The organism is Geomonas azotofigens, assembly GCF_018919395.1.
In the GTDB taxonomy this organism is placed as follows: domain Bacteria; phylum Desulfobacterota; class Desulfuromonadia; order Geobacterales; family Geobacteraceae; genus Geomonas; species Geomonas azotofigens.
This window is the reverse complement of record NZ_JAHLME010000002.1, coordinates 586,870-610,502: the sequence shown is the minus strand read 5'-3', so window position 1 is coordinate 610,502 and position 23,633 is coordinate 586,870. Positions and strand designations below refer to the sequence as shown.

Genomic DNA, 23,633 nt, shown 5'->3' with positions numbered 1-23,633 from the left:
GGGGAGGACGGATGCTGACCAGGGAGGAATCGCGACACAGGATCGCCAGGCTGCAAGAGGCGCTGCGGGAAAAGGATATCGACGGCGCGCTGTTCATCTACCCGATCGACGTCTACTACTTTTCCGGCACCCGGCAGAACTCGACCCTCTGGGTCCCGGCTGCCGGAGAGCCGCGCCTTTGGGTCCGGAAGAGCTTCGCCCGGGGGAAGCAGGAAAGCTGCATCGAAGACACCCGCCCCTTTCCTTCCAGCAAGGAGTTCCCCGGTGAGTTCGAGGAGGGGGTGCGCACGGTCGGCTTCACCTTCGACGTGGCACCGGTACAGCAGTACAACTACTACCTGAAGCTCCTTCCCGGCCGCGACTTCGTCGACGTCTCCGCCATCAACCGCGAGATCAGGTCGGTCAAGTCGGAGTGGGAACTGGAGCAGATCCGCTACTGCGGACAGCAGTTGTCCGGCGTCTTCCGCGAAGTCCCCGGCTTTCTGAGGGCCGGCATGCGCGAAATCGACCTGGCCGCCGAGTTCGAGTGCCGGCTGAGAAAGGCGGGGGGAGAGGGGTACGTGCGCATGCGCGCCTTCAACCAGGAGCTGTTCCAGGGACTGGCGGTCTCCTCGGCCACCGCCGGCGACACCGGCTTCTTCGACGGCGCGGTCACCGGGCAGGGGATGTCCAGCGCCTCGCCGCACGGGGCCTCCGCCGCCCTCATCCCCGACAACGCCCCGATCCTCATCGACTACACCGGCGTCTTCAACGGCTACATCATCGACATGACCAGGTTCTTCGTGATCGGCACGCTCGACCCGGAGCTTGAGCGGGCCTTCCAGACCGCGCTCGCCATCCAGGAGTACCTGGCGCAGAACCTGAAGCCGGGGGCGATCTGCGAGGAGCTCTTCCTAAAGGCCGCCGAGATGGCGCAGCAGGCCGGTCTCTCCGACCACTTCATGGGGGCGCCCGGCGAGAACGCGCGCTTCGTCGGCCACGGGGTGGGGCTGGAGCTGGACGAATTCCCGGTACTGGCACAAGGATTCAAGGTGGCGCTCAAAGCCGGCCAGACCTTGGCCATAGAGCCGAAGTTCGTCTTTCCGGGCAAGGGTGTCATCGGCATAGAGAACACCTTCGCCGTCACTGAGCGCGGTGGTGTCAGGTTGAGCGACCTCCCCGACGACATCGTCTACCTGTGACGCTATATACTTGACCTCGTCCACCAAAGGCAGCCCGACCGGGCTGCCTTTTTTTTGCCTGCGGCACAGCTGTTTTGCCAGTCGCGGCTGGAGATGTGCCGAAAAACGGGTACATTGTATTCGCTTACGTGACTTGGCCGGATCTTCTGTCGCATCCCTCCACATCCCCTCCGTTGGAAAGGGGCAGGGCGAGGGGCGGTTGCGGCGAGGGGCAGTCCGGGGGAGGTGGCATGAAAGAGGTATTCGTGGTCGAGGCTTTGAGAACTCCTTTCGGTTCCTTCGGCGGAGCGCTTGCCGACCTGGAGGCGCCGGCCCTGGCGGCCCCGGTGCTGCAGGCCCTTTTAGAGCGCGGCGGGGTCGCCCCGGAAACGGTGGACGAGGTTATCGTCGGCCAGGTCCTTTCCGGCGGCTGCGGCCAGGCGCCGGCGCGCCAGGCGATGCGGCGGGCCGGCATCCCGGATACCACCCACGCCATGACCATCAACAAGGTCTGCGGCAGCGGGTTAAAGGCCGTCATGCTGGGTGCCGGGGCCATCGCCCTCGGTGACGCGGAGATCGTTTTGGCAGGCGGCATGGAGAGCATGTCCCAGGCCCCCTTCCTCCTCAAGAAGGCGCGCTACGGATACCGCATGGGGCACGGGCAGCTCTTGGACCTGATGCTGTACGACGGCCTGCAGGACCCGTACTCGGGGCGGCACATGGGGGAGATCGCCGAGGAGGCCGTGAAACGGCACGCGCTCGGGCGCGAAGCGCAGGACGAATTCGCGCTGCGCTCCTACCGGCTGGCGCAGGAGGCGGTGAGCGAGGGGATCTTCGCCGACGAGATCGTACCGGTCGTTAAAAAGGGGCGCCACGGCAAGGAGGTGGTCGGCGAGGACGAGGAACCGTTCCGCTCGGACATGGCGCGGCTGGCGGACCTTAAACCGGCCTTCGGCCACGAGGGGACCATCACCGCCGGCAACGCCTCCACCATCAACGACGGCGCCGCCTTCGCCCTTCTTGCCGGCGCGGAGGCCGTCGAGCGTCTCGGGCTCGCCCCGAAGGCACGGCTGGTCGCCTACGCCACCTGGAGCATGCACCCCGACCACTACACCGACGCCCCGGTCGGCGCCATCAAGGCGGTCTGCGCCAGGGCGGGCCTCGACCTCGAACAGGTGGAGCTCTTCGAGATCAACGAGGCCTTCGCCGCGGTACCCCTCATCGCGATCAGGGAATTGGGACTCGACGCCCGCAAGGTGAACGTCAACGGCGGAGCCTGCGCCATCGGGCATCCCATCGGTGCCAGCGGCGGCCGGCTCATCGCCACGGTGCTGCGTGAGTTGAGACGCAGCCGGAAGCGCTACGGCCTGGTCTCCCTCTGCATCGGCGGCGGCGAGGCGGTGGCCGCGATCTTCGAGAGGGTGTAGCGGCCGCATCGCCCGCGCCCATCCCAGGCTGCGCCGGATTTCTCCCCCGGGTTTCGCTTGACATATCCCGCCCAAGCGGCGAAACTCTCCCCCCGACCGGGCCGCTGTCACGGCTTCCGATCTCCGATATGACTCAGTCAGCCAACTCCCCCCCGCTCCGAGAGCGGCGGGGCGAGAGGCGGCGCAGAAAGGTAATTGTCGATGCAACTGAACACCATGGAAGATTTCCAGAGGGACATCTCGTACCGCCTGTTGAAGCAGTCCGACGGCACGGCGCTGCTCACCGCCACCATGAAGGACCGCTTCCACGACGTGCTCCTGATGGTGCGGGTCGAGGTCGCCACCATGAAGATCGTCTCGGCCGAGGCCGATTTCCGCAGGTCCCCCACCCCGGATTGCCGCAACGTCTCCGCGAAGATGGCGGGGCTGACCGGATTCGTCATCGGGCGGGGCCTGCAGCGCAAGGTTTCCGCTGTGCTTGGGGGGGCCACGGGGTGCGGCAACATGCGCAACCTGCTGTTGGGACTCTTGCCGCTCGCCCTGAACCTGGGCGCCGCCGCCGGGATCACCGACGAGGCGGAGATGCTCGACGCGATCCACGAGAAACTGGTCGGCACCTGCGCCGGCTACGTCACGCCTCCGGGCGAGAAGAAGACGGGGGAGGCCGTATGAGCATGCAGTGGCACCATCTTTCGCTGAGCGCCGGCGAGGTCGCCGCGGGAAGGTCGACCGCGATCCAGAAGGGTTTCACCGCGCTCTTCCGCTCGGCCGGCGGTCCCCGCACCATGGCCCTGTTCCGCAAGGAGGCAGGGGAAGGGGGACTCGACCTCTACTTCACCCCGGAGTGCCAGCTGCACGCCTGGCCCCTGTTGCAGGAGGTGGGAGCGACTCCCTGCGCTCCACCGCCCCTCTCCGGGCTTGAGCTTCTGGTCGGGCACAACGAGATCACCTACTACCTCACCACCTGAAAGACGCTATACTGAGACGGTCATTTCACCGGCTGGACCTGGAGCGACCATGGACAGCGGCATGTTGGGCAAACTGCGCGACTGGGTCGGGCGCCTCTCGCCGGCGACCGTCGCCTGCATCTACATCTTCGCCAGCGTCTGCTGGCTGTTGATGGCCCACCTCCTCTTCGGTCTGCTGCTCGCCGGCCATCCCCGTATCAGGCACTTCGCCTCCGGCGCCCTGGAACTCCTGGGCGTCCTCACCATGGCGGCCATCATCTACCTGCTGACCGCGAAAATCGAGGCGCGCCACCGCGCCAGCGAGCTGCGCATCACGGAACAGGCGGTGCGCGACGGTCTCACCGGTCTGTACAACCGTCAGGCCTTCGACGACTTCCTGGCCCAATCGATCGAATTCGCCAGGAGACGGCGCGAGAGCGTGGTGCTGCTCTTTCTCGACCTGGACCGCTTCAAGCTGATCAACGACCGGCGCGGGCACTTCGCCGGGGACGCCCTGCTCGCCGAGACCGGGCGCCGCCTGACCCGCTGCGCCCTGCGCGGCGAGGACATCGTGGCGCGGGTGGGAGGGGACGAGTTCGCCATGCTGCTGCGCCATCCCGAGATGCCGGAGGGACCGGCGCTGATGGCCCGGCGCGTGCTGGAGGCGTTGTCGGAACCGGTCGAGGTGGAGGGGGAGACCCTGAAAACCAGCGCCAGCATCGGTATCGCCCTCTTCCCCTCCGACGCCGACGATCCCGGGCAGCTCTTCAAGATGGCCGACCTGGCGCTCGGGCAGGCCAAGCAGCAGGGACGCTCGACCTTCTGCCTGTACGGCGGCGAGTGGCGCGAGGAGCGTGACCACAGGATCCAGCTGGAGCACGGCCTGTTGCGTGCCATCAACCGCGACGAACTGTTCCTGGTCTACCAGCCCAAGCTCGACACCGCCACCATGCGCGTGGTCGGGGTCGAGGCGCTGGTGCGCTGGCGCCATCCGCACCTGGGGGAACTGGGACCGGCGAGTTTCGTGCCCTTGGCCGAGAAGGGGGGGCTCATCTGGCCCCTTACCGAGTGGGTGCTCAGGGAGGCGTGCCGGCAGGCGGCGCGCTGGTACCGCGACGAGGCGCTGGACCTGAACGTGGCGGTGAACATGTCCCCGACCGTCTTCGCCCACGAGGAGCTGGAGCGGGCGATCGAGGCGGCGCTGCACGACAGCGGTCTACCCCCGGACCGGCTTACCCTGGAGATCACCGAGCAGTCGCTCATGGTCTACGAGAGCGAGGCCGTGGGCGTCCTGGAGCGGCTGCAGCGTATGGGGGTCAACGTCCAGATCGACGATTTCGGCACCGGCTACTCCTCCCTTTCCTCCCTCAGGCACTACCATTTCCAGGCCCTGAAGATCGACAAGTCCTTCGTGAACGACGTGGTCACCTCCTCCGAGGACGCCGCCATCGCCACCACCATCATGTTCATGTCCAAGTGCCTCGACATGGAGGCGATCGCGGAGGGGGTGGAGAACGAGGCGCAGAAGGAGTTCCTCACCTCGATCGACTGCCGGCTCATGCAGGGCTTCTACTTCGCCCGTCCCATGCTCCCCTCCGAGATGGCCCGCTTCATCTCCCGGCTCACCCCGGCAAAGAGTGGTCAGGATGATGAAATTCCGGAATAACTTTGGCAAAATGGGAATCCGCGCCGCCTTGAAATGAAAGTCCGCTCCGGTATAATGTGAAAGTTTTTTAATGCTGATCATTAAAGGAGATTGCCATGGCAGACAGGCAGAAGACCATAGGCGTTCTGACCGGCGGCGGCGATGTGCCGGGGCTCAACCCGGCCCTGAAGACCCTGGTGGCGCGCGCCTCCGAAAGCGGCTACCGCGTGGTCGGCATCCGGCGCGGCTGGGGAGGGCTTTTGGGCTACAACCGGGACGATCCGGACACCTGGGACAACGCCGTGATGCCGCTGGACCGCCACACGGTACGCACCGTCGACCGCTCCGGGGGGACCTTCCTGCACACCAGCCGCACCAACCCCGGCAAGGTCGCCGCCGCCGACGTCCCCATCTTCCTGCGCGGCGCCGACTTCGATCCGGGCGCGTCGGACCACCACGACTTCACCTCGCACATCCTCGCCAACCTGGAGCACCTGGGTATCGACGTGCTGATCCCGATCGGCGGTGACGACACCCTGAGCTACGCCGAACGCCTGAACCGCGAGGGGGTCCCCATCGTGGCCATCCCGAAGACCATGGACAACGACGTCTTCGGCACCGACTACTGCATCGGCTTCTCCACGGCGGTCACGAGGAGCGTCAACTTCATCCACAACCTTCGCACCAGCGCCGGCTCTCACGAGCGGATCGCGGTGGTAGAACTCTTCGGCAGAAACTCCGGGGAAACCTCGCTCATCTCCGCCTACCTGGCGGGGGTGGACCGCGCGCTCATCTCCGAGGTCCCCTTCGACGTCGAGAAGCTCTCGCTGCTTTTGCAGGAAGACAAGAAGGGGAACCGCAGCAACTACGCCATGGTGACCATATCGGAAGGGGCGTCCATGGTGGGTGGGCAGATCGTCGAGTACGGCCAGGAGGACGCCTACGGCCACAAGAAGCTGGGGGGGATCGGCGTGGTGCTGAGCGAGGCGGTGAAGCAGCTGACCGGCTCCCACATCATCTACCAGCAGCTCTCCTACCTCATGCGCAGCGGCGCACCCGATTCGCTGGACCTGATGGTGGCCTACAACTACGCCAACATGACCATGGACCTGATCACCGAAGGGATGTCGGGGCGCATGGTCGCCATGCAGGGTGGCACCTACCGGCACATCCCGATCAGCACCATCATGCAGGGGGAGAAGCGCGTGGACGTGGCCGAGCTGTACGACGCCAGCGAGTACCGGCCCAAGGTGCGCCACGTACTCGGCAAGCCGATGTTCCTGTACTGAAAGCGGTGCGACCATGATCGAGATCGACGGCAGCGTTGGCGAGGGGGGAGGGCAGGTGCTGCGCAGCGCCTTGAGCCTCTCCTGCCTGACCGGCCAGGCCTTCCACATCTACAACATCAGGAAGAACCGCTCCAAGTCGGGCCTGATGCGCCAGCACCTGATGGCCGTGCAGGCGGCGGCAGCCATCGCGTCGGCCAACGTGGTCGGGGACCGGCTCGGCTCGCCGGAATTGAGCTTCCTTCCCGACGGCATCACCCCCGGAGAGTACAGCTTCGATATCGGCACCGCCGGGTCCGCCACCCTGGTGCTCCAGACCGTGATCCCCCCGCTGCTCGCCGCCCGCAAGGCGAGCCGGGTCACCGTGATCGGCGGCACCCATGTCCCCTTCAGCCCTTCCTGGAACTACTTCGAGGAGATCTTCTGGCCCAGCGTAGCCCGACTCGGGGTGCGCGGCGAAACCGCCGCGCGCTCCTTCGGTTTCTATCCCAAGGGGGGAGGGAGAGTCGCCTGCACGGTTGAGCCGGCCGAGGTCCTCGCCCCCTGCCTGGTCCGGGAAAGGGGACGGCTCACCCGGCTGCGCATCGTCTCCGCCGTGGGGAACCTCCCGAAGGCCATCGCCGATCGGCAGCTCCAGTCGGCCCTTTCGGGGCTCAAGGGGAGGCTCGAGCGCGGCCTGCCGATGGACATCGAGACGCGGGAACTGGCGATCCACGGGCAGGGGACCTTCATCTTCATCAAGGGGGAGTACGAGCATGCCGTGGCGGGATTCACCGCCCTGGGGGAGCGGGGCAAACCCGCGGAAACGGTCGGGGCCGAGGTGGCGCGCGAGTTTCTCGAGCACCACGAGAGCGGCGAGCCGATCGATCCCCACCTGGCCGACCAGCTGGTGCTCTACCTCGCCCGCGGCACGGGAAGCTCCCTCTTTCGCACCTCGCGCGTCACGAGCCACCTTGAGACCAACCTCATGGTTGCGGGGTACTTCTTGAAGCTCGCCAGCCGGGTGGAAGGTGAGGAGGGGGGACCCGGCACCGTGATGATCACGCCGCAGCCATAAAAAAGGCGGCCCCCGGGCCGCCTTTCTCGTCACGCGATCCATGATCCGCTAGTACCTTTCGAATCCCGCCTGCAAGAGAACCTCCTCGCTGTTATTCAGGTTCAGCTCGACCCCGGCAAAGTCGGGCAGCGCCGCCGACCTGGTCAGCTTCTGGTGTCCCCGTTTTTGCGTTGCCGCCGCGCTCTTCGTGGGGCGTCTTTGTTCTACGGCGGGCGCGTCGACCTTGAAGAAGGCGATGGTCCCCTGCAACTGTTCGGCCTGCGAGGCGAGCTCCTCCGCCGTGGAGGCCATCTCCTCGGACGCACTCGCGTTTTGCTGGATCACCTGGTCCAGCTGCTGGATGGCCCGGTTGATCTGCTCGGCGCCGGTATCCTGCTCCTTGCACGCGGCGGAGATCTCCTGCACCAGCTCCGCAGTCTTGTGGATATCGGGGACCAGCATCTCCAGCAGGGTCCCGGCGTGCTCCGCCACCTCGACCGAGGTGAGGGAGAGGTCGCCGATCTCGCCGGCCGCTTTTTGGCTCCGCTCCGCGAGCTTTCTCACCTCGGAGGCCACCACCGCGAAACCCTTGCCGTGCTCTCCCGCCCGCGCCGCCTCGATGGCAGCGTTCAGGGCCAGGAGGTTGGTCTGGCGCGCGATCTCCTCGATGATCGAGGTCTTGGAGGCGATCTCCTTCATGGCCGCGACCGTCCTCGCCACCGCCTCGCCGCTTTCGCTGGCGTCGGTGGCGGATTTGACCGCGATCTTCTCGGTCTGCATCGAGTTGTCCGCGTTCTGCCTGATGTTGGAGGTCATCTGCTCCATCGACGAGCTCGCCTCCTCCGCCGAGGCCGCCTGCTCGCTCGCCCCCTGGGACATCTCCTCGGAGGTGGAGCTGAGCGCCTGGCTTCCGGAGGTGACGTTGTCGGCGGCGATCTTAACGTCGGAGACCACCCGGGTCAGGTTCTGCACCATGCTGGAGAGCGCTTGCATCAGCCCGTCGTTTTCCGAGCGCTGCTTCACCTCGAGGAGCAGGTTCCCCCCCGCGATCTCCTGGGCGAGCCTGGTGGCGTCGTTGTTGGCGTCGATCAGCAGGTTGAGGCTGTTGATGATGTCGTTGAAGTCGCCGTAGTAGGTGTCGGTGATCCTGCCGGGGATGTCCCCCTTGGAAATGCGGGCCAGGTAGCGTGAGGTGACGTCGATGGGCTGCACGAACGCCTCGATCAGGCGGTTCTGCCCGGTGAGGAGTTCACCCCAGGCACCCTGGAAGGCCGCCGCGTCGCCGCGTACGCTGAGTTTACCCTCCCCGATCGACTTGATCAGCCCGTTCATCTCGGTGCTCAGCCTACCGATGGTGGCGATCATGGTCGAGAGGTTGTTGCCCATCAGGTCCCGCTCCGATTTGGGGGTGACCTGGACCGAGAGGTCGCCGTGGGCGACCCTTTCCGCCGCGAGCGAGGCTTCCTTGATGTTGTCGGCCATGTTCTTGAAGGAGCGCGCCAGCAGGGCGATTTCGTCCTTCCCCTCGGTGTCGATCTGCACCTCGACGTCCCCGAGCGCGAGCTTATCCGCGCAGGCGGAGAGGGCGCTCACCGGACGGCTGATGCTGCGGGTGATGACGTAGCCGATCACGGCGCCGACCGCGATGGCGAAGAGGGCCAGGGAGAGCGCGATGACGCGGGAGCGCGAGGAGAGGGCGGCGGCGTCGCTGTAGCGCTCCTCGATTCCCTGTTCCTGGTACTGCACCAGTCCCCTGAACGCCGAGTCGATGGCGGCGCACAGCGGTTCCGCCTCCTTTTCGAATATGGTCGCGGCCCTGGCGCTGTTGCCCGCCATGGCCAGTTCGATGGCCTGGTTGTTCGCCTTGCGCGCGTTGTCGAGCGACAGCTTCGCTTTCCCGATCAGCTCCTTACCTTTCTCGGTGCTCTCCAGTTTTTCGAGTTTATCCATGGCCGCCTTGTACTGCTGCCGCGCCTGGTCGATCTTCTTGTTTTCTTCGCGCCTGGCGGCCGGATCGGACTCGATGACCATCGACTTGATGCTGGAGACGATGGCCGAGACGTTGTCGGCGCTCTCGTTGGCCAGCTTGATCTTGGCGTAATCTTTCTTCACGATGGTTTCCAGCCCCTGGTCGATCTTGAGCATACTGAAAACGCTAATGGCACCGATGACAAGGAGCAATAGCAGGATGATGCCGAACCCAACGCTGAGCCGCGTACCGATCTTCATGTCCTGAATTTTCATCTTCCCCCCTGGTTCATTCGTAGTCGTGCCGCGCCTGCCATAGTGGTCGGCTCTGCTATCGCAGCGACGCTATCTATCCCCTTCGTCATCACTTTCGCAGACTTAAACGTATACGAGAAAAAAAGTAGGGTACAGAAGCCCCCAAAAGTGGAGGGGACGGGGATGCCGGTTCCAGGCTGGTCCGTAACGTGACGAAGTAGCGAAGGAAAGGGGGGAGGGAGAATCGGGCGGATAACGTGGCGGGAAAAAACGAAGGGGGCTGTGGGAATTGTCCTTACCTGCCGGCGTCCTGCAGCAGGCTCGTGACCTGATCGATGAGGGGGATCTGGCTGGGGAGGATCCTCTCCCGGGCCTGCGCGACGGTGAACCAGGCGGCGCGGTCCACCTCGGGAAACTCAGCCTGGCGCCCGGACCGGGGCGGCCACTCCATGGTGAAGCTGTTGCTGGTGAGCCCGGCGGGGTCCCAGTCGCCGGCGAAGGCCCACGCTTTTACCCGCTTGCCCCCCGCCTGCCTGATCTCGGAGAGTTCCTGGAACTCCCCCTCCGGCGCCAGTCCCGTTTCCTCGCGAAACTCGCGCCGCGCCACCTGGAACGGGTCCTCCCCCGGAAGGTATTCCCCCTTCGGGATCGACCAGGCACCGAGGTCCTTTTGGGCCCAGAACGGCCCGCCCGGGTGCACCAGCAGGAGCTCCGGTTCACCGTTCATGACGCGGTACATGATGAGCCCCGCGCTCTGTTTGGGCATGGTTTACAGCGCCTGGCCGCGCGGCAGCTGCCACCCCTTGACGATGGCGGTGCAGCGGATGGCGATCACGGTCAGGGCGGAGACGGTGAGGTTCACCTGGGAGGGGAGGGTGGTCTGGTGCAGGAAGAAGAACAGTGCGCCCCCAACGACGCAGGCCGAGGCGTAGATCTCGCGCTGCAGGATGAGGGGGATCTCGTTGGAGAGGAGGTCGCGCACCAGGCCGCCGCAGGTCGCGGTCATCACCCCCATGATGATGGCGCCCATGAGCCCCAGGTTGAACTGGAGCGCCTTGGAGGTACCGATCACCAGGAAGGTCCCCAATCCCAGGGCGTCCAGAAGGAGCATGGCACGGTTCATCCGCTCGAAGCTGCGCGGGGTGAGAAAGACCACCACCGAGGCGGCGACGGCGAGGTAGAGGTAGAGCTCGTTTTTGAAGCAGAAGGGAGGGGTGTCGTTCAAGAGGACGTCGCGGATAACGCCCCCGCCGGTGGCGGTGACGATGCCGAGCACGATGATGCCCAGGAGATCCATGCCGCGGCGCACGCCGGCCAGGGCCCCCGATGCGGCGAAGGCGACGGTGCCCAGGAGGTCGAGGGCATAGATGATGGCTTGCTGGTCCATGAAAAAGATCGTTCCTTTGCTGGCGGATTGGGCCCGGCTACTCCTCGAACTCCTCGTGGTTCTCTCCCGGCGCGCGGTAATCCTCGACGTCGTGCCAGAAGCGCTGCTGCAGCTCCTTCATGAGCGGATCCAGGCTCTTGCGATCCGCGGCGCTGATGGTGATGGCGCCGTACTTGCGGGTCAGCTGGCGCACCTTCATGAAGGCCAAGGGATCGCTCTTTTTGAGGTCGGGGAGCAGGTCCATCTTGTTGAACACCAGGAGGGTCGGCTTCTGCGACAATTCCAGCTCGGCCAGGATGGCGTTCACCTGGTTGATCTGCTCCTCAAGGCGCGGGTTGCCGCAGTCGACCAGGTGGATCAGGAGATCAGCGTCCTTCAGCTCCTCCAGGGTGGCCTTGAAGGCTCCGAGGAGCGACTTGGGGAGGCTCCTGATGAAACCGACCGTGTCGGTGATGATCACCTCGCGGTCCATGGGGAAGCGCAGCCGCCGCGACGAGGTGTCCAGCGTGGCGAAGAGGAGGTCCTCGGTGAACACCTCGCTCTTGGTCATGGTGTTCAGCAGGGTGGACTTGCCGGCGTTGGTGTACCCGACGATGGAGATGATGGGAATGCCGGCCTTGACGCGCTTCTGGCGGCGCTGGTAGCGGCCGTTGGAAAGCTCCTTCAGCTCCCTTTCCAGGTGGGCGATCCGGTCCCTGATGCGGCGCCGGTCGACCTCGAGCTTGGTTTCGCCGGGGCCGCGCCCGCCGATACCCCCCATGAGCCGCGACATCTGGACGCCGCGCCCGGAGAGCCGGGGCATCAGGTACTTCAACTGGGCCAGCTCCACCTGCACCTTGCCGTCCTGGGTGGTGGCGCGCCGGGCGAAGATGTCCAGGATCAGCTGGCTGCGGTCGATGACCTTCAGCTCGGTCAACTCGGAGATGGAGCGCACCTGCGCCGGCGACAATTCCTGGTCGAAGACCAGCATGGTGGCGCCGTACTGCAGCGCCTTGATCACCACCTCGCGGATCTTCCCCTCGCCCAGAAGGTAGCGCGGGTTGAACTCCTTGGGGCGCTGGATCACGGTGTCGAGCACCCCGACGCCGGCGGTGCGGGCGAGCTCCTTCAGCTCCTCGATGGAATCGACCGCCTCCTCCATGGGACGCTGGGTCACCGAGATCAGGATGCCGCGCTCCTGGCCGCTGGCGACGACCTTTCCCTCCTTGAGGCCGCGCTCCATGGTCTGTTCCAGGGTTTCCACGAACCCCTTGAAGTCGAGGTCGTATTTTTGGAAGGGGACCGATGGCTCGACCTGGTAGGGGAGGTGCCCCCCGTCAGGCGGGACCAGGGCGGCGGTCTGGATCGAGAAGCGGTCCGGGTTCTGGGTGAGCTGCAGTGCGGCGATCAGGTCCAGGCGCAACAGCGACAGGTCGGTCAGATCGTCGTCGGAGAGGACCTCGCCCTTCAGGTGGGTGTGCACCAGGCGCACGCCGCGCAAAAGCCTCTTGCCCAGCGGGTAATCCTCCAGCGCCGGGATCATGATGCCGCGCTCGTCCCCCACCACCACGTAGGCGATCTCGCCGATGCGGCTCACCAGGATGCCGATCTGGCGCCGGATCTCCAGCGAGATGTCGGCGAGTTCCCGGGCGAGTTCCAGGGAAATGACCTCCGCGGGTTTCACCCGGCGGCGGTACAGCCTTTCCAGCCTGTTCACCTGGCTTGCTTTCAGCCCTGTCAGATTACCGTGCAGTCCTTTGATGGCGCGCCTCCGCTACAGTCCGATGATGTTGTAGCCGCAGTCAACGAAGTGGATCTCGCCGGTCACGCCGCTTGCCAGCGGGCTGGCGAGGTAGAGGGCGGCGTTGCCGACCTCCTCCTGCGAGATGTTGCGCCGAAGCGGCGCCTTCTCGGCGACGTGTCCGGCGATCTGGCCGAAGCCGCCGATGCCGGCGGAGGCAAGCGTCCTCAAGGGGCCGGCGGAGATGGCGTTGACCCGGGTCCCCTCGGGCCCCAGCGCCTCGGCCAGGTAGCGCACGCTTGCCTCGAGCGCCGCCTTGGCGATCCCCATGACGTTGTAGTTCGGAAACACCTTCTGGGCGCCGTAGTAGGTCATGGCGATCACGCTGCCGTCGCGGCCCTGCATGAGCGGCGCGGCCTCCCGCGCCATGGCGATCAGGGAGTAGGCGCTGATGTCGAGCGCGGTCGCGAACCCCTCGCGGGTGGTGTTCAGGAAGGAGCCCTTCAGTTCCTCCTTGTTGGCGAAGGCGACCGAGTGCACCAGGATGTCGAGCCCTCCCCATGCCTCGCGCACGTCGGCGAACAGGCGCGCGATCTCCTCGTCGCTTCTCACGTCGCACGGCAACACCAGTTCACAGCCGATGCTCTCAGCAAGCGGCATCACCCTCTTGGCGACCGCCTCGCCCGCATAGGCCAGGGCCACCTCGGCCCCTTCGCGATGAAACGCCTCGGCCGTGGCCCAGGCGATGCTTTTATCGTTAGCTACGCCGAAAATGACGGCTTTTTTCCCTTCCAGTAAACCCATGACTTCTCCTTGCCCTCGACTGTGGCAGATTAGTGCTCTTTAGTCTGCCGGCGGGCACATAGCGGCACATGATAATGAAAAACGCGGGGGTTGGCAAGGGATATGACAGCACGTTAAGGTGGGGGAGGAAGGGGGAAACCCTCCCCACCGCGGGTGGAGGGGAGGGCTCGATGCGAAGATCCAAGGGGCGGCTGGCTACAGCGGCGGGTCGAGCGGGCGCGGTTCCTCGACCTCTCGTTCCTGCAGGAGACGCTCGATATGCTTCAGGCGCTGGTCCATCTCCTCCAGCATCGCCGCGGAGCGGTCCACGCGCCCCTTGATGTTGAAGATCACGAAGGGGAGGATGAACCAGATCACCACCAGGAAGAAGCCGATGATGCTCATCATCATCATGAACCCGCCGAAGATTTCCATAATGCCCCCGTTTAGGAAGGTCTGGTGCTGCATTGCGACTGCTCCAGTGCTCTGGCCAGTTGGTCCGGACAGGAGGTGTCGCCCTGGCAGGCGATCCCCTTCAGGCGCCTGATCGCCTCGCTGACCTCCATGCCGCGCACCAGGGCCGCGACCGCCTGGGTGTTGCCGGCACAGCCGTCCACGAACTTGGTGGCGACGATGACGCCGTTCTCGATCTCTATCTCGATGCGGGAGGCGCAGCTCCCGGATGTGTTGTAGCTTACCTTCATCGTGTAGCCTCTCCTTTGCCAGCAGTAAAGTATATGCGCACAAACCGCCCGCGCCAGCGTCAGGTTCACGCACGACGGCGCGACGCGAATGTCGCCCCGGCCATATACCCCGAAGTCGAGGGAAAAGTCAATCGGTGAGAGTGAGCGCCTGGGCTATGGTGAGCCGCTCGGGCCCCGGGAAGGCCTGCAGGTACAGCGCGTTGATGGTGGCGAGCATCATGTTGAGCCGCTCCAGGTCGATGACGGCGCTGCCGGGGATGCTGGGAATGCCCTGGAAGTTCTCCGGGCAAAAGTCGACGGTCCTTTCCCCCTCGCGCAGCAGCAGAAGCGGCAGGCCGTGGGTGCGGCAGATGATGGGGCGGGCCTGGTAGAGCAGGCAGAGGCCGTCATGGAGCAGCGGGCAGGGGGAATCTTCGCGCGCCTCCCGGGCCTTGGAGCGGACCAGTTCGGCCTGCCCGGCCGGGAGCTCCGCGAGCGCGTTTCTGAGTGCGGCGGCTTCCACGGCGAAGATGGAGAGGTGGCGGCAGCAGGCGTCGCAGCCGGCACGGCAGGTGATGTGTGTGCTGAAGGCTTCCGAGGTACGCCGGCAGATCTCGTCGACGCGGGCCAGGAGGGCCAGGTAGTTTTCCAAACCGCTCATCTACTCGCCACGCAGGGATTTGCTGAACTCTTCCATGAGCTGCTTGTTCAGGTAGAAATACGGCTTTTCGATGGTGCCGCTGAAGCCGAAGGTCTGGTAGTTCGTCATGACCGGGTCGTCGGTGCGTCCGCTGGAGACATACCCCTTGGCGGCGGGATCGATCTCGAGCAGGCGTTTCATCGCCTCCTGACCTCCCATCCCCCCCGGGATGTTCAGGTCCAGGATGACGGCGGCGAAGCCGTCGCCCGCTTCGTGCCGCTCGCGGTAGATCTCCACGGCCTGGCTGCCGTCGTTGGCGAACTCCACCTCGAAACCGTAGCGCTTCAAGGTCTCGCCGGCGACGAAGCGGACCATCTCGTCGTCGTCCATGACCAGCACTTTTGCCGGTCGCTGGTTCTCATTTCCCATAAGAAGTTACCCTAGTTACGCGGTTGTTAAGCTGCTGAAGACGTGCTATTAATCTATAGCCGGTATGTCCGCGCCTGGCAAGCGACTTTTTTACTAGTGAAATCAAATCTGTTCAAGGAGAACTGCGATGGCCAAGGTGAAATCGCCGGTCACGGCTGCCATTCGGGTACTGCGGCAGGCCGGGGTGAGCTTCGGCGAGCATCCCTATCAATACGAGGAGAAAGGCGGCACCGCCGTTTCGGCGCGGGAGTTGGGTGTCGACGAGCACAGCGTCATCAAGACCCTGATCATGGAGGACGAGACCCGCGCGCCGCTGGTGGTGCTGATGCACGGAGACCTCCAGGTTTCCACCAAGGAACTGGCCCGGGCCATCGGCGTCAAGAGCGTCGCCCCCTGCACCCCGGATACCGCCAACCGCCACTCCGGCTACATGGTGGGAGGGACGTCCCCCTTCGGCACGAGGAAGCAGATGCCCGTCTACATCGAAGAGAGCATCCTCGACCTGCCGCTCATCTATATCAACGGCGGCAGCCGCGGCTTCCTGGTCTCCCTGACTCCCGCCGAGCTGCAACGGGTACTGAAGCCGGTCCCGGTCAAGGTGGGGATCTAGGGATGGCGGCCGATCTCGCCCCGGTTTTCATGGCGGCGGCCGAGGCGCTCGCCGGCGCGCAGGCGCTGGTGGTGACCGCCGGGGCCGGCATGGGGGTGGACTCCGGCCTCCCCGACTTCCGGGGCGACACCGGCTTCTGGCGCGCGTATCCGCTGTACCAGCGTCTCGGCATCAGCTTCGTCGACGCGGCCAATCCCGGACACTTCGAGCACGACCCCGCCTTCGGCTGGGGCTTCTACGGCCACCGTAGCAACCTCTACCGCGCCACCGTCCCCCACGCCGGCTTCGCGCTGCTGCTCGACTGGGCGGCGCGCTACCACCTGGACCTGTTCGTCGCCACCTCCAACGTGGACGGCCAGTTCCAGAAGGCGGGCTTCCCGGAACAGGGCATCCTCGAGTTCCACGGCTCGATCCACCACCTGCAATGCACCGGCCCCTGCTGCGACCGGATCTGGGACAACCGCGAACAGTTCCAGATCGACGAGGAGACCATGCGCGCCGACCACGTGCCGCTTTGTCCCAGCTGCGGCCGGGCGGCGCGCCCCAACATCCTCATGTTCGGGGACTACGCCTGGATCGACGAGCGCACCGCGCGGCAGCGGGAACGCTTCAGCCAGTTTCTCTCCTGCCACTCCGGCAGGCGCATCGTGGTGATCGAGCTGGGCGCCGGGACCGCGATCCCCACCGTGCGCGCCGCCAGCGAGCGGATCGGCTCCCTCTCCGGCGCGCGCGTCATCCGCATCAATCCCCGCGAGCCGCAGATCCGCGCGCCGCACCTCTCCCTTCCCTGCGGCGCCCTGGAGGGGCTCTCGGGCATCGAGGAGATGCTGCGGCGGGATTAGCCGGAGAGGGCGAATGATTATTCGCCCCTACAGTGGCAGACGATTGCGGGGTTTTGTAGGGGCGAACATCTATTCGCCCTAACAAACGGGATCGTCCTTCGAATTTTCCCTCTCCCATGTCCGATTTTCCTGATGCATTCCCCTCTTTTCCGTATACGCCCGCCATAAAAAACCCTTGCGTTTTAAATTCTTAGTTGCTAGTATGCACATTTTTTAGGCAGATAAGGACGTTATCACCTATGCACACTACCGTGGCCATCGGCTCCCTTACCCTGAGGAATCGGGTATTTCTGGCCCCTATGGCCGGCATCACCAACCTTCCCATGCGCATCATCGCCCGCGAGGGAGGGGCTTCCCTGACCTTCACCGAGATGGTGAGCGTGAACGGCCTGACCAGGGAGGGGCGCAAGAGTTTCGATCTGCTGAAGACCACCCCGGAGGACCGCCCCATCGGCATGCAGCTCTTCGGCGACGAGCCGGAGATGCTGGCCGAGGCGGCGCGGCTGGTCGAGGGGTACGGCGAGCTGATCGACATCAACATGGGTTGTCCGGTGAAGAAGGTGGTGGGGACCGGTGCCGGCAGCGCGCTGATGAAGGACCCGGCCAAGGTAGGCCGCATCATCCGCTGCGTGCGCAAGGCGACTACGCTCCCCTTCACCGTCAAGATCCGTACCGGCTGGGTCTGCGGCGACGACACTTTTCTCGAGGTGGGGCGCATCGCGCAGGAGGAAGGGTGCGACGCCATTACCCTGCATCCCCGGAGCCGGGCCCAGATGTTCGAGGGGAAGGCGAACTGGTCCAAGCTGGCTGAACTGAAGAGTGCGCTCAAGATCCCGGTGATCGGCAGCGGCGACCTCTTCACCGCGGACGACGTGGTCCGCATGTTCCGGGAAACCGGTTGCGACGCGGTGATGGTGGCCCGCGGCGCGATGGGGAATCCCTGGCTGTTCCGGGAGGCGCTCGCCATTTTGGCCGGCGAGACCCCGGTACCGCCGACGGTGGCGGAACGGCTTGCGGTCGCCCGCAGGCACTTCGAGCTCTTCACCGAGTTCGAAGGGGGCAGAGTGGCCCTGATGGAGATGCGCAAGCATCTGGCATGGTACTCCAAGGGGCTTCCGGGAGCCGCGCAGTTTCGTGCCGCGGTGAACCGGATCGAGCACGCTGCCGAGCTGGTCGGGGCGATGGAGGAGTTCTTTGATGGCTGACCGCCTGGAAAGTTATTACGCGAATGTGGTCGACAGCGTGGGTGACGGTGTCATCGTGCTGGACAACACCGGAGCCGTGACGCTGGTGAACCCGGCCGCCGAGGAACTGGCCGGCGTGTCCAGGCGCCAGGCGCTCGGGCATCTCTTTAGCGAGATCTTCAAGGATGATCGCGCCCTGAACGAGCTGGTGGCGAAGACCGTCAGCACCGGGATGTCCGTCTCCGACCACGAGAACATCGTGATCAAGAGGGGGAGCCGCATCACGCCTGTGGGGACCAGCACCTCGCCCCTTCTAAGTTCGTGCGGCGAGCGGATCGGCACCATCGTGCTGCTGCGCGACCTCACCAACGTGCGTGAGCTCGAGAGCGCCGTGCGCCAGGCCGACCGGCTCTCCTCGCTGGGGGCGCTCGCCGCCGGCTTGGCCCACGAGATCAAGAACCCGCTTGGCGGCATCAAGGGAGCGGCCCAGCTTCTGGAGATGGAGTTTCCCGACAACGAGGAACTCAGGGAATACGTGCGGGTCATGCTGAAGGAAGTGCAGCGGGTCAACGTCATCGTCGAGGAGCTCCTGGGGCTCGCCTCGCCGGGGCGCCTGAAGCTCGGCAAGGTGAACCTGCACCGTGTCCTCTCCGACATCGTCCTCTTGCAGAGGAACGCCTGCGAAGGGAAAGAGGTCTACCTGCAGCAGTATTTCGACCCCAGCATCCCTCCCATCCTGGCGGACGAGGCGCTCCTGACCCAGCTTTTCCTGAACCTGATCAAGAACGCGATGGAGGCTGTCGGTACCGGCGGCGTGGTCAAGGTGACCAGCCGGGTCTTGGCCGATTACGCCTTGACCCAAAAGGGTGAGCGGCGCGCCCGCATGGTCGCCATCGACATCTCCGACAACGGCCCCGGCATCCCCGAGGACGTGCTGGAGAACATGTTCACCCCGTTTTTCACCACCAAGTCCCAGGGCACGGGGCTCGGGCTGGCAATCTGCCAGAAGATCGTGTCCGAGCACCGCGGCATGATCCGCGTCGATTCCGATCCATCCCGCGGCACCGTCTTCACCGTCATGCTGCCGCTGGTGCAATAACTTACAACTGTTCAACGTTCTACGTTCAAGGTTCGATCGCGCCGCTTACGTGGCGCCGTCATCCTGGCCTGACCTGCAGCGTCGCAAGTCAAGGCGTAGAGTCCAAAGGCGGATGACCGCATCGAACGTTGAACATCGAACATTGACAGTTTTTTTAGGAGCATTTATGTCGATCAACAACATACTCGTGGCGGATGACGAAGAGAGCATGCGCTGGGTCCTTTCCAAGGCCCTCAAGAAAAAAGGATTCAACGTCGAGCTGGCCAAGGACGGCAACGAGGCGCTCAAGCTCATCAAGGAAAACGTCTACGACCTGGCGCTTTTGGACATCAAGATGCCGGGCGTCACGGGACTGGAGCTTTTGGACCGGGTCAAGGAGGAGCGCGCGGACCTCATGGTGGTGATCATGACCGCCGAGGCGAGCATGAAGAACGCCGTCGAGGCCATGAAGCGCGGCGCCTACGACTACCTGACCAAGCCCTTCGACCTGGGCGTCATCGACGCGGTGGTGGAGAAGGTGAGCCGGGCGCGCGAGATGACCTCGCAGGTGTCGCTCCTGAAGGAGGAGCTGGCCGACCGGTACCAGCTCGAGAAGACCATCATCGGCAACTCCCCCGCCATGCGCGAGGTCTACAAGACCATCGGCAAGGTGGCGCCTTCCGACGTCACCGTCCTGGTGCAGGGGGAGTCCGGCACCGGCAAGGAGCTGATCGCCCGCGCCATCCACTACAACTCCAAGCGTCTGGGCAAGCCGTTCATCCCGCTCAACTGCGCCGCCATCCCCAAGGAGCTCCTGGAGAGCGAGCTGTTCGGCTTCGAGAAGGGTGCCTTCACCGGTGCCACCGAGAGGAAACTGGGCAAGTTCGAGCAGGCAAACGGCGGCACCATCTTCCTGGATGAGATCGGCGACATGCCCATCGACCTGCAGGCCAAGATCCTGAGGGTGCTCCAGGAGCGCGAGATCACCCGGACCGGCGGCAACCAGAGCATCCCGGTCGACGTCAGGGTGGTGGCCGCCACCAACCAGGACCTCGAGGAGTCCGTGCGCAACAAGCAGTTCCGCGAGGACCTCTACTACCGGCTCAACGTGATCCCGATCCAGCTGGTGCCGCTGCGCGACCGCAAGGAGGACATTCCGCTGCTGGTGCAGTACTTCCTGGGCAAGATCTGCGCGGAGCTCGAGGTGCCGCTCAAGCGGACCTCCGCCGACGCCGTGAAGCTCCTCTCCAACTACAACTGGCCCGGCAACATCCGCGAACTGGAGAACACCATCAAGAGGGCCGTGATCCTGTCACCCGACCCGCTCCTGGTCGCCTCCGATTTTCCCGGTCTCAGGAGCCGCCAGAGCGAAGGGAAGGGGGAGGAACTGTCGCTGGAGGGGATCGTCGATCTCAAGCTGCGCGGCTGCTTTTCGAACATGGAGAAGATGGAGAGCGGCGACGTGCACGCCATGGTGCTGGAGCAGGTCGAGCGTCCGCTGATCCGTTTCGTCCTCGAGAAGACCCGCGGCAACCAGGTGCGCGCCGCCGACATCCTGGGCATCAACCGCAACACCTTGAGGAAGAAGATCACCGAACTGGGGATCGAACTCCGCAAGGAGTAAGAGAACGGCAAATGTTAAAACCCACACGACCATTGACCACGGAGACAATCTGAGAACATCGGAGAAACCCTTTTCCGGTTTTACCCCAGATTGTCGGTTTTCTCGGATTTCCTCAGAAGTTCTCCGTGGCTAATGGTTTTTGTTATTTCACCTGCTTTTAAGGAGGCTCCCATGACCCTGCTGGAACGGTTTTTCCTGGACAAAGAGAATGCGCAACTGGTGGTGGTCGACGTGCAGGACAAGCTTTGCCGCGCCATGGACGAAAAGGTGCTGGGGAAGCTGACCAACAACATCTCCATCCTGCTCGATGCGGCGGCCGAACTGGGGATCCCGGCGCTCGCCACCGAGCAGTACGTCAAGGGGTTGGGTGAGACGGTGCCCGCTTTGAAGGAGAAGCTCTGCACGCCGAGCCTGGAGAAGATGACCTTCAGCTGCTGCGGTGGGGAAGGTTTCCTGGAGACGCTGGAGAAAAACGGCCGGCGCCAGGTGATCCTGACCGGGATGGAGACCCACGTCTGCGTGCTGCAGACCGCCCTGGAGCTTCTCTCGCGCGGTTACGTGGTGCACCTGGTGGTCGATGCGGTGATGAGCCGTAAGAAGCACAACTGGGAGATCGCGTTGCAGACCATGACCCAGGCCGGCGCGGTGATGACCTCGACGGAGTCGGTGCTGTTCCAGCTCCTGCGCGTCGCCGGCACCGAGGAGTTCAAGAAGCTTTCTAAGCTCGTGAGGTAGGGGAAAGGGTGCTGACGTAGCGGTCGATCTGCTCCCGGTCGAGGTCGGAGATCCCGATGAACTGGATGCCGAAGCCTTCCGGGAGTGCGCTCTTTCTGCGGGCCTTGCTGGTGTTGAGCCAGGCGATGCGCCCCTTGGTCTGGATGATGGCGCCCACCGGTTCGGGGAGGGCGAAGAGCAGTTCCAGCTCGGTCCCTTCGTTCAGGTCCACATCGGCGGCGAGGTAGAGACCGTTTTGGCTCAAGTTGACGCTGAAGCCCGAGAGGGTGAGGCCGAAGGCCCGGAACTTCACGTTGAAGCGGCAGCTTCCCCTCCGGTCGCGCCGGTCCACGGCGGGGAGGAGCTTGCGGGCCGCCTCCAGAAAAATGACGCGATCGAGCGGTTTGAAGAGCATATCGTCGCAGCCTGCTTCCAGGCAGAGCCGGCGATCGGCCTCCTTCCCTTCAGAGGTGACAAGGATCACCGGGCTGGAGAGATGGGGGTCTTTTTTTATGGCGCGGCAGCAGTCCGCGCCGTCCATGACCGGCATATGCAGGTCCATGATCACGAGGTCCGGGCGTTGTTCCCGGCAGATGCGCAGCGCCTCTTCACCGTTGCGTGCGGTGAAGATATCGAGCGCCGACAGGGAGAGGAAATCCTTTTCCAGTTCCAGGAACATGCTCACGTCATCGACCAGCAGGACCTTGTGTGCCACGTTTACTCCTACTTCTTCGGTAAAAAAAAGGGGCGAAAACACGTTTCGCCCCTTTACTGTTGCCGATTACCCTTTAGCGAGCGTCTTGGCGATCACGTCATGGTTCAGCCAGAACACCGGCGCCTGAGGGTTCCAGGAGCTGTTGAACATGAGGCTGCCCACGCCCTGGAATACGGCGCGGGAGAGCACGGCGCAGACGATATCCTTCTGGTCCGCGTTCATGCTGATCAGCTCCGCCGAGGTGTTCAGCATGTACTCCTGCTGCTCCGGCTTGTTGTGCTGCGGCCAGCTATCGAAATCGCGGGTGCTGGTGATGAGTTCCGAGGTGAGGTAGGTGTTGGCGATCTTCAGCAGATCGTCGATGGTGGTCCCTTCGCGCAGCAGCGCCTGGCATTCGTCGAGCACCGACTGCACACCCTCGGCCCGCAGCGAGCCCATGAGGGGGTAGAGGGAGTTCTCGACGCCGAGGAAGAGCGCGCTCGAGTTGGTCAGGATCTCGGGGCAGTTGTACACGGTGGCCTTGATTCCCTTGCCCCACGCCTCGATGGCGATGTCTTCCAGGCGGATCTTGGCCCACCCCTGCAGGTACGGCGTGTAGGACTGCCAGGTGATGGCGCCGTCGATCAGCACGGCGGTACCGTGGTAGCCGTAGGCGGCATAGTGGGTTTCGTGCTTGTCGCGGAGTCCGGCGGTGGCGTCGATCAGGTAGCGGAAGGTGTCGGCGGTCACCTCGTTGAAGCTCGTCTCGCACAGCTTGCCCATGTCGGAGTTCCAGAAGGCCTCCGAGGAGAGGAAGCGGTCGCCCTGGCCCTTGAAGAGCTTGTTCAGAATCGGCATGAAGACGCGGGCGCGCGGAATGCCGCCGGCCATGGTGTGGACCACGAGCAGCTTGCTGCCGGCCGGAATCATCTTCTCCAGTTCCGCCACCACGGCCGCGAGGTTCTTGCAGAACCGCTCGGTGCCGCGCTGTTTCGAGTACTCGACCTCTGCCGCGTCCAACTCGACCGAAGCCCAGTCGTCCGGCTTAACGCCCTTGAAGCGGTCCACCGGGGCGACGCCGTCTTTGCCGGGCTCCATGTCGAAACCGGCCTCCAGCGGGATGTTGATGATCTTGCCGCCCAGCCCCGCCTCGGCGGTGGCGAGCTCTTCCTCGTTGAGCGGGCGCAGCGTGCCGTCGTTGTCGCGCCTCCCCACGGTGGCGCCGATGACGGTCATCCCCTTGGCCCTGGCCTCGTCCACGATACCGTTGGCGTAGCCGCGGCCGAACAGTTCGCCGCAGAGAAACAGCACGTCCCCTTCCTTATATCCGGCGGTAGCCGGCACTTCCGTCATTGCATGGTATCTGCTCATCAAAATTCCTTTCTGTGTTGGATTGCTCCTCCCCTTGGACCGGGGAGGGTGGGGGCGAATGATTATTCGCCCCTACGGTGGACCCGTGCGAGGCACATGTAGGGGCGAATAATCATTCGCCCAGCACGTTTGCCGGTCACGAGTGGCGCA

Annotated in this window: 24 protein-coding genes; 13 read left to right on the top strand and 11 right to left on the bottom strand. The window is 64.5% G+C overall.

From position 1 onward, the window contains the following. Positions 1-11: 11 nt before the first annotated feature. From KOL99_RS07710 to rtcA, 7 genes are all read left to right on the top strand, one after another. Entirely contained in the window at positions 12-1,181 is a 1,170-nt protein-coding gene (locus KOL99_RS07710; protein ID WP_216509886.1) for a M24 family metallopeptidase, read from the top strand. A 230-nt stretch (positions 1,182-1,411) separates the two neighbouring features. Then, a complete protein-coding gene (locus tag KOL99_RS07705) occupies positions 1,412-2,587 on the top strand; it encodes a thiolase family protein (protein ID WP_216509885.1) in 1,176 nt (391 codons plus the stop codon). Between the two features lie 201 nt (positions 2,588-2,788). Then, positions 2,789-3,259: a DUF2889 domain-containing protein gene (locus KOL99_RS07700; RefSeq protein ID WP_216509884.1), complete on the top strand. Its 471-nt coding sequence runs from the start codon at positions 2,789-2,791 to the stop codon at positions 3,257-3,259. Further along, on the top strand, positions 3,256-3,555 hold the full coding sequence (locus KOL99_RS07695) for a hypothetical protein (protein ID WP_236025883.1): 300 nt from the start codon (positions 3,256-3,258) through the stop codon (positions 3,553-3,555). The genes KOL99_RS07700 and KOL99_RS07695 overlap by 4 nt, the downstream gene beginning before the upstream one ends. Before the next feature lie 49 nt (positions 3,556-3,604). Continuing rightward, positions 3,605-5,200, top strand: coding sequence for a putative bifunctional diguanylate cyclase/phosphodiesterase (locus KOL99_RS07690; protein WP_216509883.1), 1,596 nt, complete (start codon positions 3,605-3,607; stop codon positions 5,198-5,200). Between the two features lie 95 nt (positions 5,201-5,295). Further along, positions 5,296-6,468: a 6-phosphofructokinase gene (locus KOL99_RS07685; RefSeq protein ID WP_216509882.1), complete on the top strand. Its 1,173-nt coding sequence runs from the start codon at positions 5,296-5,298 to the stop codon at positions 6,466-6,468. Between the two features lie 13 nt (positions 6,469-6,481). Then, positions 6,482-7,522 carry an RNA 3'-terminal phosphate cyclase gene (gene rtcA, locus KOL99_RS07680; RefSeq protein WP_216509881.1) on the top strand — a complete coding sequence of 347 codons (1,041 nt, stop codon included), beginning with the start codon at positions 6,482-6,484 and terminating at the stop codon, positions 7,520-7,522. Positions 7,523-7,570: 48 nt separating this feature from the next. On the opposite strand, the gene KOL99_RS07675 is transcribed toward rtcA, so the two are convergent. The 9 genes from KOL99_RS07675 to KOL99_RS07635 all read right to left on the bottom strand — a co-directional run bounded on the left by KOL99_RS07675 (position 7,571) and on the right by KOL99_RS07635 (position 15,366). After that, positions 7,571-9,745, bottom strand: a complete 2,175-nt coding sequence (locus KOL99_RS07675) for a HAMP domain-containing methyl-accepting chemotaxis protein (protein WP_216509880.1) — start codon at positions 9,743-9,745, stop codon at positions 7,571-7,573. Positions 9,746-10,019: 274 nt separating this feature from the next. After that, complete coding sequence (locus tag KOL99_RS07670) at positions 10,020-10,490, bottom strand: NUDIX domain-containing protein (protein ID WP_216509879.1); 471 nt, start codon at positions 10,488-10,490, stop codon at positions 10,020-10,022. Positions 10,491-10,493: 3 nt separating this feature from the next. Beyond that, positions 10,494-11,111, bottom strand: coding sequence for a trimeric intracellular cation channel family protein (locus KOL99_RS07665; protein ID WP_216509878.1), 618 nt, complete (start codon positions 11,109-11,111; stop codon positions 10,494-10,496). A gap of 37 nt (positions 11,112-11,148) precedes the next feature. Continuing rightward, on the bottom strand, positions 11,149-12,822 hold the full coding sequence (gene hflX / locus KOL99_RS07660) for a GTPase HflX (RefSeq protein ID WP_216510290.1): 1,674 nt from the start codon (positions 12,820-12,822) through the stop codon (positions 11,149-11,151). 42 nt (positions 12,823-12,864) lie between these two features. Further along, on the bottom strand, positions 12,865-13,635 hold the full coding sequence (locus tag KOL99_RS07655) for an enoyl-ACP reductase FabI (protein ID WP_216509877.1): 771 nt from the start codon (positions 13,633-13,635) through the stop codon (positions 12,865-12,867). Between the two features lie 195 nt (positions 13,636-13,830). After that, positions 13,831-14,049 (bottom strand): hypothetical protein, encoded by a 219-nt coding sequence (locus tag KOL99_RS07650; RefSeq protein ID WP_216509876.1) that lies wholly within the window; start codon positions 14,047-14,049, stop codon positions 13,831-13,833. 11 nt (positions 14,050-14,060) lie between these two features. Then, the gene (locus KOL99_RS07645) at positions 14,061-14,318 is read right to left on the bottom strand and encodes a TIGR03905 family TSCPD domain-containing protein (protein WP_216509875.1); all 258 of its coding nucleotides are present in this window, start codon (positions 14,316-14,318) and stop codon (positions 14,061-14,063) included. Positions 14,319-14,445: 127 nt separating this feature from the next. Beyond that, on the bottom strand, positions 14,446-14,958 hold the full coding sequence (locus KOL99_RS07640) for a YkgJ family cysteine cluster protein (RefSeq protein ID WP_216509874.1): 513 nt from the start codon (positions 14,956-14,958) through the stop codon (positions 14,446-14,448). After that, entirely contained in the window at positions 14,959-15,366 is a 408-nt protein-coding gene (locus tag KOL99_RS07635) for a response regulator (protein WP_216509873.1), read from the bottom strand. Positions 15,367-15,493: 127 nt separating this feature from the next. Between KOL99_RS07635 and ybaK the strand changes: the two genes are divergently transcribed. The 6 genes from ybaK to KOL99_RS07605 all read left to right on the top strand — a co-directional run bounded on the left by ybaK (position 15,494) and on the right by KOL99_RS07605 (position 21,439). Beyond that, complete coding sequence (gene ybaK, locus KOL99_RS07630) at positions 15,494-15,976, top strand: Cys-tRNA(Pro) deacylase (protein WP_216509872.1); 483 nt, start codon at positions 15,494-15,496, stop codon at positions 15,974-15,976. A 2-nt stretch (positions 15,977-15,978) separates the two neighbouring features. Then, positions 15,979-16,818 carry an SIR2 family NAD-dependent protein deacylase gene (locus KOL99_RS07625; RefSeq protein WP_216509871.1) on the top strand — a complete coding sequence of 280 codons (840 nt, stop codon included), beginning with the start codon at positions 15,979-15,981 and terminating at the stop codon, positions 16,816-16,818. 239 nt (positions 16,819-17,057) lie between these two features. Beyond that, positions 17,058-18,023 (top strand): tRNA dihydrouridine synthase DusB, encoded by a 966-nt coding sequence (dusB, locus tag KOL99_RS07620; protein ID WP_216509870.1) that lies wholly within the window; start codon positions 17,058-17,060, stop codon positions 18,021-18,023. Beyond that, complete coding sequence (locus tag KOL99_RS07615) at positions 18,016-19,101, top strand: two-component system sensor histidine kinase NtrB (RefSeq protein WP_216509869.1); 1,086 nt, start codon at positions 18,016-18,018, stop codon at positions 19,099-19,101. The genes dusB and KOL99_RS07615 overlap by 8 nt, the downstream gene beginning before the upstream one ends. A 166-nt stretch (positions 19,102-19,267) precedes the next feature. Further along, positions 19,268-20,704: a sigma-54-dependent transcriptional regulator gene (locus tag KOL99_RS07610; RefSeq protein WP_216509868.1), complete on the top strand. Its 1,437-nt coding sequence runs from the start codon at positions 19,268-19,270 to the stop codon at positions 20,702-20,704. A gap of 171 nt (positions 20,705-20,875) precedes the next feature. Continuing rightward, a complete protein-coding gene (locus tag KOL99_RS07605; protein WP_216509867.1) occupies positions 20,876-21,439 on the top strand; it encodes a hydrolase in 564 nt (187 codons plus the stop codon). Here KOL99_RS07605 and KOL99_RS07600 read toward each other — a convergent pair. Together KOL99_RS07600 and KOL99_RS07595 are read right to left on the bottom strand one after the other, a co-directional pair. Further along, entirely contained in the window at positions 21,423-22,133 is a 711-nt protein-coding gene (locus KOL99_RS07600) for a response regulator (protein WP_216509866.1), read from the bottom strand. The two genes, KOL99_RS07605 and KOL99_RS07600, sit on opposite strands and share 17 nt — an antisense overlap. A gap of 66 nt (positions 22,134-22,199) precedes the next feature. Next, positions 22,200-23,483: an enoyl ACP reductase FabMG family protein gene (locus KOL99_RS07595; RefSeq protein WP_216509865.1), complete on the bottom strand. Its 1,284-nt coding sequence runs from the start codon at positions 23,481-23,483 to the stop codon at positions 22,200-22,202. Between the last annotated feature and the right edge of the window lie 150 nt (positions 23,484-23,633).